Raw genomic sequence first — 17,645 nt, forward strand, 5'->3', positions numbered from 1 at the left:
ACGTTGCTCATTCGGTTAAAAAATTATTCACGATTGCCTTTTCGACTTAATTTCATTGTATATTTCTGAGCAGCATTGAGATATTAGGGATTCTCCTATATGCCTAGGGGGATTCCCTATTTTTTGTAGTAGTTGTGGGGAGAGGACGTGAGGAACGGAGTGGGAAAAAGAAAGAAGAGTAGAGGGCGGAAAAGGAATGGTCGGCGGAATCTAGACACTAGTTTCCGAGTTGGGTCTAGAAAACGACCGAATCTAGACACTTGTTCACAAGCACTGTCTAGATTCTCTCCCTAGCCCCCTGCCCGCTACATCTCCACCACCGACTTCCCCATCAACACAAAAAAACGGGCTACGGCCCGTTTTTCTCATACTTTTACAATCATCGTATTATCATTCACTTGCATATAGCGATATATTAAATCCAGCTGGCTCTGATGATAGTGCTCCTCAATATTCGGATCGATCATACACCAGCCCCCTGCGTCATATATTTCAAAGGCTTTTTCAATAGCCGCTTCTCTTGGCCCCGTCACAATGCACTCTTTACCGAAGTATTGAGACATAGCTTCTAGCTCGATATGTGTATTCTCATCAGCAAATTCTAAAGCATCGCCGATTAGTAAGATGCCCGGAGCATCTTCAGGTGCTTCAGCGTGCACCTTTTTTTCAATATCAGAAAGATGTCCCGTAATTACTTTTTGCGTAGCGTATGAAACATCGAATACCGCGCAAATCGGATAATCTTTCCCGACCTGTTGATATATCTGAGTGATAATCGTATGCAGACGTTTGATGCCCATATAAATTGCTAGTGTGCCGCCATCGATTAAAGAAGCAATATCAATGACTTGTTCCTCAGAACCTTTAAAGCTGCCCGTAGTCAAAGTCACACTCGTTGAGACGTTGCGACATGTCAGACCGACACCTAGTGCGGCTGCAGCAGCACTCGCTGTAGTAATTCCTGGCACAATTTCACAAGGAATTTGATGTGCCTTCAAAATATCTACTTCTTCATGCACTCTGCCGAAAATCGCCGGGTCCCCGCCTTTCAAGCGCACTACATTTTGATGTTTATAAGCAGCATCTAATAAAACCTCGTTAATTTCGCCTTGTTTAATATGACGGCTATAAGGCTTTTTTCCCACATCAATAATTTCAACTTCAGGAGGCGCAAGCTGTAAAATGAAAGGATTGACTAAGCGGTCATATAAAATGATATCCGCTGTTCGAATAAGATGTTCTGCCTTACGTGTCAGGAGGCTCGGATTCCCTGGACCTGCGCCGATAAGGTAAACATGACCGGTTGGGCTTACAGACATAAATATACATCTCCATCTATAACTTCGACTTCGTAAGTTTCGACACAGCCCGTATCAGGTTCTTGCACTATGCCTGTCTCTAAGTCGATTTGCTGGTCGTGAAGCGGGCAGAATACAGAGTGCTCGCTCACAGTACCTTCTGAAAGTGGTCCTTGTTTATGCGGACATACATTATTGACTGCATAAATGTGCTCATCTTCTGTTAAAAATAAACCGATTTCTTTGTCATCTACGAGTACCTTAGTACCGATAAGCGGCGTCAAATCTTCTAATGCTGCTACTCTGACTTTCTCTAATGCACGCATGCTTACACCTTCTCTACTTTAAAGATTTTTTGATCATTTTGATCATTCACAATTTCTGACCATGGCTCTTCAGCTACTGCACTTTTCGCATCCATAATACGCTCAAATAAAGCTTTTTGACGTTCAGGATCGAGAATATATTCTTTCACATTTTCAAAGCCCATGCGCTCCAACCATGGCGCTGTACGTTCCGCATAAATACCCGTTTCACGATAATACTGCATCAATGCACCGCAAAGTTGAATCACATCATCTTCAGTTTCAACTGTGGTTAAAAGTTGACCTTTAGTGACATCAGTACCGCCGTTACCACCAATATAAATCTGGAAGCCATTCTCAACACCGATGACACCGAAATCTTTAACGCCGGATTCTACGCAACTGCGCGGACATCCAGAAACGCCCATTTTAAATTTATGTGGTGTATCGATATATTCGAAAGTTTTTTCTAAACGGATACCGAGGCGTGTTGTATATTGTGTACCGAAGCGGCAGAATTCTTTGCCGACACAACTTTTCACTGAACGTGTCTTCTTAGCATAAGCAGATGCTGAACGCATGCCTAAGTCTTTCCACACATGCGGCAAGTCTTCTTTACGGATGCCATATAAACCGATACGTTGTGAACCTGTGACTTTTACTAAAGGTACGTCGTATTTCTTCGCTACTTCGCCTAAACGAATCAATTGATCAGGATTCGTTACGCCACCGCGCATTTGCGGAATCACTGAAAATGTACCATCATTTTGAATGTTGGCATGATAACGTTCGTTTGCAAAACGAGAGGCTTTTTCATCTTCATGTTCATGAGGATACACCATATTTAAATAATAGTTGACTGCAGGACGGCATTTCGGACAACCGCCTTTATTTTTCCATCCTAAAACATGGCGCACTTCTTTAGAGGTTTTCAAACCTTTCGCACGGATTTGTGTCACGATTTGATCGCGTGTTAAATCGGTACAATCACAAATGCCTGTAGGTTTAGATGCGACAAAGGCACCACCTAAAGTATGTTCTAGTAATTCTCCGATAACGGGTTTACATTTACCACAAGAGTTGCCGGCTTTCGTAGCTTTCGTTACTTCAGCAACTGATGTTAATCCATCTTCAACTATAGCACTGACGATTTTACCTTTCGAGACACCATTACATCCGCAAATCGTCTCGTCATCCGCCATATCAGCCACTGAGGAAACCGCTTCTTCTCCGACTTTCTGTAACAGTGAAACCAAAGTATAATCTTCAATCGGTTCACGCTTTTTCATCATATTGAAGAAACGTGTACCGTCATCTGTATCTCCATAAAGCACAGCACCTACGACGCGTTCCTCTTTTAAGAAAATCTTTTTATAGACATGGTCATGACTATTATAAATTTCTACGCCTTCAACTTCATCATCTTCTTGAATTTGACCGGCACTATATAAATCACAGCCAGAGACTTTCAACGAGGTAAAAGTAGTAGAACCTTGATAACCTTCAGTTGGACGGTCAGTCAGAACATCGGCCAACACTTTACCTTGTTCATACAAAGGTGCTACTAAACCATATACGCGGCCATTATGTTGTGCACACTCACCCACTGCAAAGATTTCAGGATCGCTGGTACGCATGTAATCATCCACTACAATCCCGCGTTCGACTTCTAACCCAGAATCTACAGCTTCTTGAGTAAATGGACGAATACCGACTGCCATCACTACTAAATCGGCAGGAAGTTCACGGCCATCTGCTAAACGAATTGCTTCAACATCTTGGTCTCCGATTATTTCTTTCGTATTGGCGCCTAATTCAAAACGCATGCCTTGCTTTTCTAAATCTTCACGCAACATTTCTCCTGCTTGACGGTCTAACTGCATTTCCATCAACCATTCACCTAAATGTACTACTGTAACATTCATACCTTGGTCTAATAAACCGCGCGCACATTCTAATCCTAGCAACCCGCCGCCGATCACAATCGCTTCCTTTTTATTTTGCGCAATTTCAATCATGCGTTCTGTATCTTCAATAGTACGCCAACCAATCACACTTGGTAATTCATGCCCTGGAATCGGTAAGACAAATGCTTTAGAACCTGTGGCGAAAATACAGACGTCATAAGGAATTCTACGTCCTTTCTCAGTTTCTACTACATGTTCGTCACGATTCACACGTATAGCACTTTCGCCTGTAATTAAGGCAATCCCATGCTCTTCATACCAAGTGTAAGGATTCATAATCGTTTCTTCTACCGTCATCTTCTTCTGCAAAATATTAGATAACATGATGCGGTTATAGTTCGGATAAGGTTCTTTCCCAATAATCGTAATATCAAATTTATCAGGGTTTCTATCGATAATTTCTTCAATTGTTCTGACGCCGGCCATCCCGTTACCGATCATCACAAGTCGTTGTTTTGACATCTTCTATTCCCTCCCGTATTCCTCTCGTAAATACTTTTCTATCGCTTTTGACACTTGTTTTGCCTTTTTATAATCTCCGCCGTTTGAACGCACACTGATTGCTAAATCTTCAAAGTCAAATTCTCGCATATTAAAAAAATCTGATTGAGATTTGTCGCCTGTATGATTCACCAACTGTTCAGGGGTCGTATCTTGTTTAATTTTGTCATTAATTTCAGGTGAATCTGTTGCAATGATTACAATATCCGCTTCTGCAATATCTTCCTTATCATAATCTTTCGTAATTAATTTAATATCTGGATAGCATTGTTCGAAAAATTCTGGCAAAAAAGTTTTGCTGATAACCGTAACGCTGCCGTAATCTGCTTTAGCCAGATGTTTGAACTTACGATAACCGATGCGTCCGCCGCCGATGAGCACTACGTTTTTATTTTTTAAATTAAGTTGTATTGGATACACCACTAAAACTCCTTAACTTGATTTAATCTTGCTGCCAGCATTGCATCGAGTTCAGGTTCGAAATTCAGTGCTGGTGCAATCGTAATATCAGAATCTCCTTTAAGCGTATTAATTTTCTTCTTGATTTTATTGACTAAGAAGCCATCATAGAAAAACACAGGGATGACTAAAATATGCTGATAGTCATCTTTCATATCAGGCAGGAGCCCTTCAAACTGCAAATCACCGTAAAACATCATGGTATAAATCGGACATTCTGTTTGACATTGTGCTTTCAACATATTCAACTCATCATCCGGTTCGGTCAAGAACGGGCTGCCATGTGCAATCAGCACAATTGCTGAATACGGATCATTCTGATACTGCCAAGCATCTATACGTTTTTGAATCCACTCTGTCAATGCCGGATGGTAACAGAGGGGCTGACGAATTTGGTAATGGATACTTCCAGGAAACATCAATTGCATTTCCCGCATGATGTCAGGGAGATCCTCTAAATAATGTCGCCCTGAAAATAGTAGCAGTGGCACAATCGTGAAGTAATGTTCACCCTCTTGCAAATGTTTACGTATCACTTGCGGCAACGATAACTCATCGCTTTCAATAAAAGCGACATCGAAATCATCCTCAATTTGTGTGCCCACTTTGTCTAATTCTTCCATTAATAATTGATTTTGTTTACCTCGTCTCATACCATGCATGACTATAATCGTTTGTGACATGATGTGTTTCCCCCTTTATGTGCATTGTACCTTATTTTAAATTTTTATGTGAATAGTTTCACATTTATTTGTAAAAAATAGGGAATCCCCTTATCTCAATATTGAGGGGATTCCCTAACAAATTTCAACTATTTTTGTTCATCGATATAGTGATTTCTTTTTCCATTAAAGAAAGCATATAACAGACCTACAAAAATACCGCCGCCGATATAGTTACCGATAAAGGCCCACACGATATTTTTCAAAACATCTATCCAAGATAATGCATCAAAGTTGTAGTACATCATACCTGAGAATAAGTTAGCGTTGTAAACAACGTGTTCATAACCCATAAATACAAAGACTACTACGCCGCATGCGATAAAGAAAGCTTTAGATAAACCTTCTTTGAATTGGATAGACACGTAGATACCGATATTGATAAAGAAGTTAGCAAAAATAGCTTTAACTAAAATACCATCCCATGTTCCAAGTGTCGTTTTCTTATCCACAATCTTAGTTAATGCAGTGACCATTTCTGGTGTCATGACATTAGTGAATTTCAATAAGCCGAACAGTATGAAGCCTCCGACAATATTACCAATGAAACATACTGTAAATAACCAGATGATCTTAGCAATTGGCACTGCTTTATAATAAGCGCCTGCTGTCATATACATAAAGTTACTTGTCAGCAACTCAGAGTGTGTAAGCACGATTAATACTAAGGCTAAACTAAATGCCAAAGCGCCTAACAAGTTAATCGTACCTTCATTGATACCGTTATGTTGTGTTTTAATTGCTAGCATGAAGACTGCCACAATAGATAATAAGAAACCAGACATCATGGCTTTAAGAAAATAACGCACAGGCGTTTTACTTAACATGACAGATTTCATTTGAGACGAACTAACTACATTATTCATCGTCTCACGTGAAGCATATGTATCTTCAACCGATTTATGATTTTGCATAACCATAAAAATACTTCCCCCTACATATCATTTTACGATAGATATAGTATATTATTATTTGCTTGTTATGCATAGAGTAAATTTCAAAATATTGTCATAATCATTTTAAGAAATTAGCTCGAAATTGAAATCATAAATTATTAATCGACATTTTCAAAATAAATGACGATTAACTTTGCAGTAAAAAAAGAAGCAGCATTACGCCGCTTCTTTATCTATCATTATTATGCTTGTTTTTTATTTTTTTGTTTCACCATAAATTTCAAGCCGGCTGAGAAAATTCCGCATCCTGCAACTGTACGTAGTAACCATCTCAAGAAGCCGTTCGAAACACATTTAGAACTAAATAAAACAGAAGGTACTAAACTACTTAACGTATACAGAATAACGACTTTAACATAACGTTCGTTCATTCCTTTTCACCTCTTTATCAGAATTTACAAATCAAGTCTTAACACCTAATAGTGTAGCACTTTCTATAAAGAAGCGGAATGCGGTCAGACAGAAATCAGGGAATTCCTATTACTTTTTAAGTAATTCCTCTAACTGATCTAACGTACTCGTCATGCCTTCTTCTAATCCCATTTCTAATAATTGCTGAGCAGCTTGAGCTGTAGGCAGCACAGAAACAGACTGCACCTCTGTTTGCGCTTGTCCTTTAGATTTAAAATAAATTTCTACTTTCATACCATTCATATTGGGGTTAATTTGACCTTTTTCATTTGCAAAGTAATCATGATAAATAATTTTATAAGGCGCTTCAATCTCATCATATTGCATCACCGTATAACTTTGACCATCTGGCGCATTAATTTTAAAGAAATTTTTGCCGCCTGGTTGTGGATTAAAATCATACACTTCAGTCGTACCGCCTTTGGGATGGAACCATTGCTCAAACTTTGATTTCGTCGTATACGCATTAAACACATCTTGAATACGCGCATCAAATATACGACTGAAAATAATTTTATTGCCGTCTCTTTGTATTGTCATGAATTTCCACTTCCTTTTGAAAGAATGCTTTGAAAAGTTATATCCCCATTATGATATACTCCGGACTTTAATTACCAACAAAAAGACTGTAATACAGCGTATTATACTGCACCACAGCCTATATATAAATTAGTTTTTAACTTCAAATTCTAGTGCGGCTTCAAATTTAACATCGTTCCCGATTAAAACACCGCCTGTTTCTAATGTTTTATTAAATGACATACCGTATTTTTCACGGTCTACTTTACCAGATACTGTGAAACCTGCTACGTTAGTATCATTTTGCGGATTTTTGATGACTCCTCCGAAATCGTAATCGAAAGTTTCTTCGTTTGTCACACCTTTAATTGTTAAGTCACCTGTTACTTTATCCTTTGTTACTTCTTTAATTTCGAATTTAACTTCAGGATAGTTATCTGCATCAAAGAAATCGCTTGTACGTAAGTGGTTGTCACGATCTGCTTGATTTGTATCGATTGATTTAACATCAATGGATGCTGAACCTTTCAATGAGCTTAAGTCATCTAAGTCACCTGATAATTCAACATTGAATTGAGTAAAGCTGCCTTTCACTTTAGACACCATTAAGTGTTTAACTTGGAATTCGATAGATGAATGAGCTGGATCAAAAGTAAATTGGGTCATAAAAAAACCTCCATCTTTTTATTTGTTTACAACGCTCATTTATCATTACCCGCTTCTCTCAACTTTAAATGGTTTAAGCGACAGGCGACTCAAGATGTTCAAGATTGCTGCCGATGACGACTAGATAACAAGGCACCTTAGAAGTCAATTCAATAGGTGATATTTCTAGTTGACCTGTTGTATATTGGACTAACTGTGTTTCTGGATGCTCTGTAAATTGCATAAAGCCTTTAACGCGATAAATAGATTGCGGCAGGTCTTCTAGCCATTTTACTAATTGCTCTAAAGATATGGCTTGCTCGAATTCAAAATAACAATGACCGATACCTTCATGGTGCCGATGTTCATGTACTGCACAAGCAGCAGAACTGCTTTCTTTCGATCTTCCGCTCTCCAAAGTTTTCTTTTCAGTAAATAAATCACTTTCCAGTTTGCCATAGCTGCCAACCGTGATTTCCGCACCTGGATTAAGGACGGTCAGGTCGCTGTATATTGTAGTAATGGCTTCGGTTTCGCACTTGTCGACTTTATTAATGAACAGGTGTGAACAGTGTGCGAGTTGCTCGTAGTAAAGTTTCTGCATCTCGCCTGAGTAAGTATCAAGCTTTGCGTAGAGTGAAGCATCCACCACACCGACTACTGCTTGAATGGTTGAAATGGGTGTGAGTGCCGGAGTCAGACAAGCATCGATGACGGACTGCGGTTCGGCTATACCGCTGCATTCTACAAATACGACATCTGGCTGGTAATCAAGGTAAATCTGATGCAGCTGCTGGGAAACGTCGGCTTTCATGGCGCAGCAGATGCAGCCTTCTATAATTTCATCCATGGGGACAGTTTGGTTTATGAGATGGCTGTCGACGCTGGCTTGGCCGAAGTCGTTCATGATGACAGCAGGTTGCAAATGTTGTTCTAGTGCTTGTTCGATGAGATGGTTCAAGGTCGTTGTTTTTCCGCCGCCTAAGAAGCCTCCGAGTATAATGATGTCCATATTGATTTCCTCTCTTTTATGGTATTAAATCAAAATGCCGGCAATCAGTGCTAGGAATAAAGTACAAATAATAGCAGTTGTCATTTGGCGCCCTACAATACCTGCGCCCTTTTTTACACCCAAGTGTTTTACCATCATGGAAACTGTTACCATGCAGGATGAAAATGTCGAACTGAAGAAGACTAAGATAAGTAAACTTGCTGGTGACAGCGCTTGTAAAACGGTACCGTGATCGAAGTTAAAGAGCAACATGCCGTCTTTGCGAATCATTGAAAAAAGAATGCCTGGTGCCATGGAATCTGGAATATGCAAGAGTGCAAGTAATGGCGTGAAAATTCCTGAGATGATAGTGAGTATTGGTGTCAACGATAGAATACTCACAACAATACAGATCGCAATGAATATTGGTAAAGCTTGCAATAAGAACTTTTGGATGGTGCTCCAAATTTGGATGAGCAGCGGTTTCATATCTGGCCATTGTAGTTTGGAACGATAAATCGGCGGTGCGACATGGAACGTTGTCGGTTTTCTGTACCATAATTTGTTATGCAAGATGCCTCCTAAAAAGACGAGCAATAAGTAAGGTACAAATAACCATGAGTGATGGGCTGCGCTGAACAATGACAGTGTAGCACCGATTTGATAACTGCATGAGGAGCCGAAGCTGATAATGCTCATACAATTTTCTTTGGTACAACTACTGCATTGACTATTAGCTTGTGTAATGGCTGCTGCGTTGCAACCGAATCCTTCTAAGACAGGAATGATATCTTGACCGTCTAGACCTATTTTGCGCATCGTGGGTTCTATAGACCATACGACGTACTGTTTAAGATGGGTTTGGTCGATTACGGCAGTAGAAATACCGATCATGACTACTACCGGCAAGGCCCACACTAGTGAATAAATGCCGAGTGATAAGACGCCGTAATCTCCATACAGAATATGGTTAACCCATTGATACGGTGTATTAGCTTGCTTCGTCATTTGATCAATCCATTGTGTCACGTAAGTATTTTGCAGCCAATCAGAGAAGTGATAGGCCAAATATATCGGCAGTGCAAACATTAAAAAGATAATGAGCCAGCCGAGCAGAGTGTCTTGTATTTTAGGGTGATGTTGACGACTTTCTTCTATATAATCTTTAAGTTTCTTAAAGTCTGCTTGCGTAGTTTGCGCGTCAGATTCTACCGCTTTATAAGGTGAAGCATGAATGTGTTTTTTCAGAATAAACTGGCGCAGCAGAAATTGCTGGCCAGTAGTCAAACGATGGTAATGTGTCAGTTTCAGTTGATGTGGTGCATCTGGGATGGATGTAGCTTCTCCAGTAGCCAAGTTGAATTTAACTTCTAGCATGAGCAATCCACTTCACAGCAACTGTAATCATCTAAGTACATGTTGTTAGCTTTGTAAGTTTCTAGTGCTGTTTGATCAACTTCTAAAGCTTCACGGTCCATTACTTGTTCTGCAAGTACTGCGAAACGCGCACGGAATTTGTAAATATAACATAAAATCGCGTCTGCATGACGTACAGTCGGACCGATAAGAAAAACATTAGGGTAGCGTGTAGATTCATCCAGTTCAGTAAGTTCAATTTCGCCATCTGCAGTACTAAAGAGTTGGCGGACAAGCGGATTCGTGGTAGCATCGAATCCTGTCGCTAAAATCGGTTCGTTGCGTGTGGCCACTTGTTTGCCATTATTGAATTTAACCACGTACTTGTTATCCATATCGGAGAAGTCGATAGTTGAAGCAGTATAGCCTACATTCAACTCTATAGCTGCACCCTTCTCAACAGCACGTTGCAGGCGTTGATGTGTATATGGAGAAAGTCGGATACTTGGATCTGCATTTTCTTGATCTAATCCTGTAGTATGCGTATAGATAGAAACTTGTTTCCCTTTTTCAGCCAAACAAACGGCAGCATCAAAGGCACTTTCATTTCCGCCGATAATAACGTATTCATCACCTGGCATTTGCGTGAAATCTTCAACTTCACTGTAATGCTGTCCATATTTAAATGGTTTGCGGGCAAATGAGAAATCTCCGGTAGCTACGAAAATATATTCGCTAGTAATTAAGCCTTGTTCTGTTTGAATTTCGTAATGTCCATCAACAAATTCAATACTAGATACAGGTGTTTCTTCTTGAATTGGTAATTCATAATATTCTGCGACTGTCTGCAAATATTCTGCATAAGTTTCTCCTGAAACATGTTCTTCATTGAAAGTAAATGCAGGGGAAGTTTCTGTGGAAACGGCATTGATGTCTGGCATACCGAAACCATTTGTCGTAAATGAAGGGGTAATGGTACGAGTGGATTTTGGCCAATTTAAGAATGACTGACCTACTTTCCCTTTATCTAAAATTGTCATATCTTCTTTATCTAATCCTAACTGTTGAAACGCGATTGCCATTCCGATTCCGGCTGCTCCTGCTCCGATAATTGCGACGCGGTAGTGTTGCATATTAAAATACTCCCTTTCCTTATCTATCAATAACTGTGTAATACACATTTGAATGCGGGTAATAAATCGTAATCGTTACGTTTTATATCCTTGTATTTTAGCACTTCACTATCCGTAATACAAGCACGTTTTCTCCGAGTTGGATCATACGAATTCCCTAATACTCATGAAAAAAACTGAGCTTAGGACTGAAATAATAATAGGTTAAAATTATTTCGTCGTCCCAGCTCAGCCTGTTGGTTGTTTTAGAATTTAAGCTTATTTTATTTTTCGAGTAAATCTTTATATTCTTTAAAATGATATGGATCATCTAATTTGGTACCATCCACAAATACTACAGGGACCGTATCAATATTTTTTCTCTTCGCAAATTTTTTATCTTTTTCAGCATCTTTCCAAGATTGACTGTCTTTCGTTTTATAATCCTTTTTAATATCTGCTTTTTGTTGATCAGAGATATTTAATTCATCAATAATTTTGTCTAATAACTTTTCGTTAATCCAAGGTTTCTTATGGTCTTCTGTATTCGGCTGTGCTGCAAAAATTTTCTTTTGGAAAGCCAAATATTGATGAGGTGCTATATTTTTGACTGCGTGGCCTGCACGAGAACCGATAATAGAATCCTTACCTAAGAAAGCGACATTGACTAATTGATAATCTACTTTATTTTTATCAATATAATCTTTTTGTAATTTAGGCATGACATTGTCTTCTACCTTTTTACAGTAAGGACATTTGTAATCTGCAAATTCTACAACTTTTACTTTGCCATTTTTACTTGTTAAATCTGTATCTTTTTGTGAACAACCTTGTAATACAGCCGCTAGAATAGCGATACTGATAAATAATACTAATTTCTTCATTCAATAAACGCCTCGATTCTTATTATTTCTATCCGCTTGAATCGATATTTCCCTGATTCATTCACAACTATTTCTATTCATAGTGTGCTTTCAATTCATTCAATTCTCTCAAATCATATCATACACTGTATTCTGGCAGAGCGCTATGCTGAATTTAATGAAAAAAATAAAACTCCCGATCTGCTTAAAAGCAAACCGAGAGTTGCATGTTTAAATTTCTTGTTCTTGAATCACATTTAAAAAGCGTTGCAAATCTTTCGTTTGCGGGTGATTAAAGATTTCAGAAGGTTTCCCTTCTTCACCAATCACGCCTTCATGAATGAAAACAGTTTTGTCTGAAACTTCTTTAGCAAAGCGCATTTCATGGGTAACAATGACCATTGTCATCCCTTCTTGCGCAAGTTCTTTGATAACACGTAAAACTTCATTTACCAATTCTGGATCAAGTGCTGAAGTCGGTTCATCAAACAACATTACTTTAGGATTCATAGCCAAAGCTCTGGCGATGGCAACACGTTGCTGCTGCCCGCCGGATAATGCATTCGGGTGTTGATCTTTCACTTGTGTTAACCCGACTTTTTCAAGTAAGGCTTCAGCGCGTTGTCTTGCTTCCTGCTTATTCATCTTTTTCACTACGATAAGACCTTCCATGACATTCTCAATGGCAGTCTTATGAGGAAAAAGATTGTAATTTTGGAATACCATTCCAGATTGTTTGCGTACACGAATTTGTGATTTCTTATCATTCTCTGTATAAGTTTCACCGTTTACAAAGACTTGTCCTTCTGTGGGTATTTCTAAGGCATTCATCATACGCAGTAAAGTTGTTTTACCTGAACCGGAACGTCCGATTAAAGTAACCACTTCACCTTCGTCAACATTCAAGTTAACACCTTTAATGACTTCTTTATCACCGAAAGATTTTTTAATATTTTTCAATTCAATCATGAACGATAACCTCTTTCTAAGTAAGATTCATAGAAGGATTGAATCACTGAAATGATAAAGCAAACAACCCAGTATAATAACGCCACAAGTATATAAATCGTTAAATATTCGTACGTTGTTGAGGCTACTTCTTGTGCCTTTCTGAACATCTCAGCTACTAAGATAAATCCGAGCAAGGAAGTATCTTTCAGCAAGCTGAGGAAGGTATTGCCGAGCGCAGGTACAGAGACTCTGATTGCTTGCGGCAAAATAATACGTTGAATCGTTTGACGATAATTCATACCGATTGAATAGGCCGCTTCAGTTTGTCCTTTCGGAATTGACAGAATGCCACCACGGATAATTTCTGAAGCATAGGCACCGACATTCAGAGATAACCCGATAATTGCCGCTACTACTGATGGTAAGGTCCATTGTGTATCAGGATTGTTCGTCAATAATCTGCCTAGTTCCGGCAAACCATAGAAAATAATGAATAATTGTACAATCATCGGTGTCCCACGGATAATCGATACATAAACTCTGGCAATACCACGTAAAATTTTACTTGTACTGATACGCATCAAAGCTGTAAATAATGCAATAATTAGTCCTAATACAAATGTCGCTAACGTAATTGGAATGGAATACTTAATCAAACCGCTCAACATAGGCAAGAAAGCTTGTCGTGCTGCATCAAGGGCATGCAACTGCTGTTCATTCAATGCGATTGCATTAAGATTTAGAAACATCTTGACCAAACCATTTCTTACCGATTTTAGCTAACTCGCCATCTTTTTCTAATTTATCTAAAGCTTTGTTAACTTTTTTGATTGTTGCATCGTCTTCTTTTTTATTGAAAGTGAAAGCAGTTTTACTTTTTTCAGCATTACCTTTGATTTCTTTGATTTTAGCATCAGGTTTTTGCTTTTTGTAATCTAAGTAAGACAAGCTGTCATTGAAAGTACCTTCCACACGGTGAGATTGTAATAAATCCATCGCTTGGTTGAAGCCATCTACTTTAACTAACTCAGCGCCTTTAGATTTTGCAAGTTCACCATAGTTAGAAGTAAATGTTTGTGCCATTTTCTTACCTTTAACGTCATCGAATGACTTGATATTTTTATTATCTTTATTCACTACTAATACACCGCTTGAATAAGTGTAAGGTTTAGAGAATTTATATTTTGCTTCTCTATCTTTATTAATACCGACTTGGTTGGCAATCATATCGAAACGACCTGAATCCAAGCCTGCAAACATAGAATCCCATTGTGTTTCTTTGAATTTAACTTTATAACCCATTTCTTTCGCTACTGCTTTAGTTACATCGATATCGTAACCTGTTAAGTTTCCTTTTTTATCATGGTATGTAAAAGGCGCATAAGTCCCTTCTGTCCCTACCACTAAAGTTTTATCATCTTTAGATTTAGATGATTTGTTATCACTTGAACCGTTGCCGCATGCAGCTAAAGCTACAGTTAACACGATTGTTAAAACAGTTAATAATATTCTCTTCATAACCTTTTCTCCTTTATCCTTATCATTCTCATCGGAATAACATTAATTTTAAGCTTTATGCCCCTATCCGTCAATATTTAAATCATTTAGGTTATTCCCAAAATTTCCTTATTATATGCACGCGTGATTCCAACTTGTCGATAACTTAAATCTTAACTTATTCTTAAATCGTAATCATTACTATTTACATTACCGCAAAAATAAGGCATACTAGAGTCAGTTCAATTAGGAGGCGAATACAATGAAACAAGATTTAGCAACAGCGCGTCGTAATTTGCATAGTCCTAATATCAAGACACGTAAACGTGCCTTGAAAATTATTAAGACGCATAAACGTAACCAAAAAGCATAATCATATAGATTTCTATTTTGCAAATGATCCTTTAAACACTTAAACATTAATCTCTGATCCGTTTCACTCAAACTGTAAAAATAATCTTTTCCCAGATTATTCCCTAGTTAAGAGTTACTCTCTGCATGCGGATTGTTTAGTATTTCATATTTAAAAATATTCCCTAAAGTATTATTTATAACGTAAATTTTTAAAACTCTATCCTGGTCATTTGCAAAAAAAGGATTCCGAATCATACAACTCGGAATCCTTTATTTTTATATATTCACTTATAAATAATGTTTAGAGACAAATCCTAAGTTATCATCTAATTCATAGATTAATGGTGAGCCTGTTTTAATTTCATAACCTACGATATCTTCATCAGAAACACCTTCAATATGTTTGATCAGCGCACGTAATGAATTACCATGTGCAGATACCAATACAGTTTTATCTTGTAATAATTCTGGTGCAATTGCGTCATTCCAATAAGGGATTACACGGCCCAATGTATCTTTCAAACTTTCTGATGTCGGTATGACACGATGGTCTAACCCTTGATATTTACGATCTGCTAAGTCTAATTCACGTTGTTCTGCAGTTGCTTCTGGAGGGGCAATATCATAAGAACGTCTCCAAATGTGTACTTGATCCTCGCCGAATTCTTCACGTGCAGCATCTTTATTCAATCCTTGCAAACCACCATAATGACGTTCATTCAAACGCCAAGTTTTAGTAACTGGAACAAAGAGTTGATCCGATCTTTCTAATAAATAGTAAGTTGTTTTAATTGCACGTTGCAAAACTGAAGTGAAAGCAACATCAATTTCAATACCTTCTTGCTTCAAACGATCTCCTGAAGTTGTTGCTTCTTCCACACCTTGTTCTGATAAATCTACATCAGTCCATCCGGTAAATAAGTTTTCTGCATTCCAGACACTTTGTCCGTGTCGGCATAATATTAATGTTGGCATACTCAACATCCCTTTCTATAAAAAATCTTTCACTAAAAATATAGCACTTTTGTATACAATAGTATAACTTTTCACACAACTGCCTTATTTTTTTGCAAAGAGATTAAAAAAAGACAAAAACTTCCCGTTTTGAAATTTTTGTCATATGGATGTTACATTTTAAATTTTTCGTAAGTAGTTTGTGAAAATGGTGTAACCTAAGCTACAGTTTTAGATGTTATAGTAGTTTTTGTGAATTACGAACGACATAGAGATAAATTCAATTCAGGAGGATATTTTTTATTATGAAAAAATTATTGTTGTCATCATTTGCTGCTTTTTCAATCGCTACAGCAGCAAGTGCAGGAATCCAAGCAGATACGAACACAAACACAGCGCACGCAGCTGAACAATCAAGTACACAATCTGTACATGACCGTTTTATCGCTGCAGGCGGTACTGAAGCAATGTGGGAAAATATTGTGATGCCTGAATCAGGCGGCAATCCGAATGCTGTAAATGAATTAGGTTATCAAGGTCTAGGTCAAACGAAAGAAGCTTGGGGAACAGGTTCTGTTGAAGAACAAACTAAAGGCATGATTCAATATGCTGAAGATCGCTACGGTTCAATCGACCAAGCTATTCAATTCCGTGAAGCAAACGGCTGGTGGTAATCCCATCTCAAATAATATCTCTTAACGACACAAAACCGCTTGAGACAAATTTCGTCTCAAGCGGTTTTAATTTTTATTTCAGAAGCCGCCAATTATTTTTCTAACTCTTGATTTCTTTCTGGATGATAAGGTTCTGGATGCACATAAACAGAAGAGACCCCTCTCTCATGCATGTAAGTTTCAACTCTATCACAAATTTCGTGCGCTTCATCTAAGGTGATATCAGGCTTTACTACAATCGTAACATCCACGAATACACTGCTTCCGTGATAACGGCCTTTAATGGTCTTAACATCAATCACATCAGGTACTTCCAACACTTCTTGACGATACATTTCTAAGTCTCGTTCATTAAAACCATCACTTAACGTAAAAATAGATTCTCTAAAAATAGAGAAACCTGTGTAAACAATTAATAATCCTAGAACAGTGGCTAAAATGATATCGACAATCGGAAATCCGAATTGTGTAAAAATCAAACCGACGCCTGTACCTAAACTGACAACACTATCTGATAGGTTATCCAATGCTGATGAATGTAAAGAGCGACTATTTGTACGCTTAGCTAATCTGAAATTGTAATAAAAAACAGCTAACATAATAATGCCGCTGACCACACTGACGACAATCGTAATCGGATTGGGAGTATGATAATCGTTTCTAAATATACGCGGAAAGTTTTGCATGACCACTTGTACCCCTACAAACATAATGATGAAAGAGACAAGCAATGTTGCGATATTTTCAGATTTCAAATGACCATAAGGATGGTTTTTATCTGCAGGTTTAATGGAAATCTTCAACCCGACAATAACCGCGACTGAAACTAAAATATCTGTCATATTATTCAAGGCATCTGCACGTACAGCTGCTGAATGGAAGGTATATCCTACAATAAACTTAGCTGCTGATAAAATGATATACACAACTAAACTTAAATAGGCACCACGTTGCGCTTTCTGTAAATTATCGCTTGCTGACATTCTGATTCCCACCTTCTCAACTTCTTATATTTAATTATGCGTCATATTTTTGAGAGATTCAATTTTTTTATTTTTAATTATTTTTTAATTTATTATGCTAATTTTTAAGTTAGCGCAGCCTAAAAAA

At 38.0% G+C, this 17,645-nt stretch carries 20 protein-coding genes; 2 read left to right on the top strand and 18 right to left on the bottom strand.

The annotated features are described in order from the left end of the window. Positions 1-365: 365 nt before the first annotated feature. From cobA to CNQ82_RS11535, 16 genes are all read right to left on the bottom strand, one after another. Positions 366-1,319 (bottom strand): uroporphyrinogen-III C-methyltransferase, encoded by a 954-nt coding sequence (gene cobA, locus CNQ82_RS11460; protein WP_123145363.1) that lies wholly within the window; start codon positions 1,317-1,319, stop codon positions 366-368. Then, positions 1,310-1,624 carry a nitrite reductase small subunit NirD gene (nirD, locus tag CNQ82_RS11465; RefSeq protein ID WP_123145364.1) on the bottom strand — a complete coding sequence of 105 codons (315 nt, stop codon included), beginning with the start codon at positions 1,622-1,624 and terminating at the stop codon, positions 1,310-1,312. The genes cobA and nirD overlap by 10 nt, the downstream gene beginning before the upstream one ends. Positions 1,625-1,626: 2 nt before the next feature. Beyond that, the gene (gene nirB / locus CNQ82_RS11470) at positions 1,627-4,032 is read right to left on the bottom strand and encodes a nitrite reductase large subunit NirB (protein WP_123145365.1); all 2,406 of its coding nucleotides are present in this window, start codon (positions 4,030-4,032) and stop codon (positions 1,627-1,629) included. A 3-nt stretch (positions 4,033-4,035) separates the two neighbouring features. Continuing rightward, positions 4,036-4,491 (bottom strand): precorrin-2 dehydrogenase/sirohydrochlorin ferrochelatase family protein, encoded by a 456-nt coding sequence (locus CNQ82_RS11475; RefSeq protein WP_123145366.1) that lies wholly within the window; start codon positions 4,489-4,491, stop codon positions 4,036-4,038. Positions 4,492-4,493: 2 nt separating this feature from the next. Further along, the gene (locus CNQ82_RS11480) at positions 4,494-5,213 is read right to left on the bottom strand and encodes a sirohydrochlorin chelatase (protein WP_123145367.1); all 720 of its coding nucleotides are present in this window, start codon (positions 5,211-5,213) and stop codon (positions 4,494-4,496) included. A gap of 128 nt (positions 5,214-5,341) precedes the next feature. Further along, entirely contained in the window at positions 5,342-6,172 is an 831-nt protein-coding gene (locus tag CNQ82_RS11485; RefSeq protein ID WP_123145368.1) for a formate/nitrite transporter family protein, read from the bottom strand. A 218-nt stretch (positions 6,173-6,390) separates the two neighbouring features. Next, entirely contained in the window at positions 6,391-6,579 is a 189-nt protein-coding gene (locus CNQ82_RS11490) for a hypothetical protein (protein ID WP_123145369.1), read from the bottom strand. Positions 6,580-6,688: 109 nt separating this feature from the next. Beyond that, positions 6,689-7,159: an SRPBCC family protein gene (locus CNQ82_RS11495; RefSeq protein ID WP_095103683.1), complete on the bottom strand. Its 471-nt coding sequence runs from the start codon at positions 7,157-7,159 to the stop codon at positions 6,689-6,691. A 129-nt stretch (positions 7,160-7,288) separates the two neighbouring features. After that, positions 7,289-7,804: a YceI family protein gene (locus CNQ82_RS11500; RefSeq protein ID WP_123145370.1), complete on the bottom strand. Its 516-nt coding sequence runs from the start codon at positions 7,802-7,804 to the stop codon at positions 7,289-7,291. Between the two features lie 73 nt (positions 7,805-7,877). Then, on the bottom strand, positions 7,878-8,795 hold the full coding sequence (locus tag CNQ82_RS11505; RefSeq protein ID WP_123145371.1) for a CobW family GTP-binding protein: 918 nt from the start codon (positions 8,793-8,795) through the stop codon (positions 7,878-7,880). A 24-nt stretch (positions 8,796-8,819) separates the two neighbouring features. Continuing rightward, complete coding sequence (locus CNQ82_RS11510) at positions 8,820-10,151, bottom strand: nucleoside recognition domain-containing protein (protein WP_123145372.1); 1,332 nt, start codon at positions 10,149-10,151, stop codon at positions 8,820-8,822. Next, complete coding sequence (locus CNQ82_RS11515; protein ID WP_123145373.1) at positions 10,145-11,263, bottom strand: NAD(P)/FAD-dependent oxidoreductase; 1,119 nt, start codon at positions 11,261-11,263, stop codon at positions 10,145-10,147. Before CNQ82_RS11515 ends, CNQ82_RS11510 begins: the two co-directional genes overlap by 7 nt. A gap of 263 nt (positions 11,264-11,526) precedes the next feature. Further along, positions 11,527-12,126 carry a DsbA family protein gene (locus tag CNQ82_RS11520; RefSeq protein WP_123145374.1) on the bottom strand — a complete coding sequence of 200 codons (600 nt, stop codon included), beginning with the start codon at positions 12,124-12,126 and terminating at the stop codon, positions 11,527-11,529. A 210-nt stretch (positions 12,127-12,336) separates the two neighbouring features. Beyond that, the gene (locus CNQ82_RS11525; protein ID WP_123145375.1) at positions 12,337-13,074 is read right to left on the bottom strand and encodes an amino acid ABC transporter ATP-binding protein; all 738 of its coding nucleotides are present in this window, start codon (positions 13,072-13,074) and stop codon (positions 12,337-12,339) included. Beyond that, positions 13,071-13,805, bottom strand: a complete 735-nt coding sequence (locus tag CNQ82_RS11530) for an amino acid ABC transporter permease (RefSeq protein WP_123145376.1) — start codon at positions 13,803-13,805, stop codon at positions 13,071-13,073. The genes CNQ82_RS11525 and CNQ82_RS11530 overlap by 4 nt, the downstream gene beginning before the upstream one ends. Then, a complete protein-coding gene (locus CNQ82_RS11535) occupies positions 13,789-14,574 on the bottom strand; it encodes an amino acid ABC transporter substrate-binding protein (RefSeq protein ID WP_123145377.1) in 786 nt (261 codons plus the stop codon). Before CNQ82_RS11535 ends, CNQ82_RS11530 begins: the two co-directional genes overlap by 17 nt. A 241-nt stretch (positions 14,575-14,815) precedes the next feature. Here CNQ82_RS11535 and CNQ82_RS11540 point away from each other — a divergent pair, with 241 nt between their 5' ends. Further along, on the top strand, positions 14,816-14,926 hold the full coding sequence (locus CNQ82_RS11540) for a putative metal homeostasis protein (protein ID WP_123145378.1): 111 nt from the start codon (positions 14,816-14,818) through the stop codon (positions 14,924-14,926). 269 nt (positions 14,927-15,195) lie between these two features. Here CNQ82_RS11540 and CNQ82_RS11545 read toward each other — a convergent pair whose 3' ends face one another. Further along, positions 15,196-15,882, bottom strand: a complete 687-nt coding sequence (locus CNQ82_RS11545) for a 2,3-diphosphoglycerate-dependent phosphoglycerate mutase (RefSeq protein WP_123145379.1) — start codon at positions 15,880-15,882, stop codon at positions 15,196-15,198. A 284-nt stretch (positions 15,883-16,166) separates the two neighbouring features. Here CNQ82_RS11545 and CNQ82_RS11550 point away from each other — a divergent pair, with 284 nt between their 5' ends. Then, positions 16,167-16,535, top strand: coding sequence for an aggregation-promoting factor C-terminal-like domain-containing protein (locus CNQ82_RS11550; RefSeq protein ID WP_095103654.1), 369 nt, complete (start codon positions 16,167-16,169; stop codon positions 16,533-16,535). A 92-nt stretch (positions 16,536-16,627) separates the two neighbouring features. On the opposite strand, the gene CNQ82_RS11555 is transcribed toward CNQ82_RS11550, so the two are convergent. After that, a complete protein-coding gene (locus tag CNQ82_RS11555) occupies positions 16,628-17,518 on the bottom strand; it encodes a cation diffusion facilitator family transporter (RefSeq protein ID WP_123145380.1) in 891 nt (296 codons plus the stop codon). Positions 17,519-17,645: the final 127 nt, after the last annotated feature.

The sequence above is a fragment of the Staphylococcus debuckii genome (genome assembly GCF_003718735.1).
Taxonomy (GTDB): Bacteria; Bacillota; Bacilli; order Staphylococcales; family Staphylococcaceae; genus Staphylococcus; species Staphylococcus debuckii.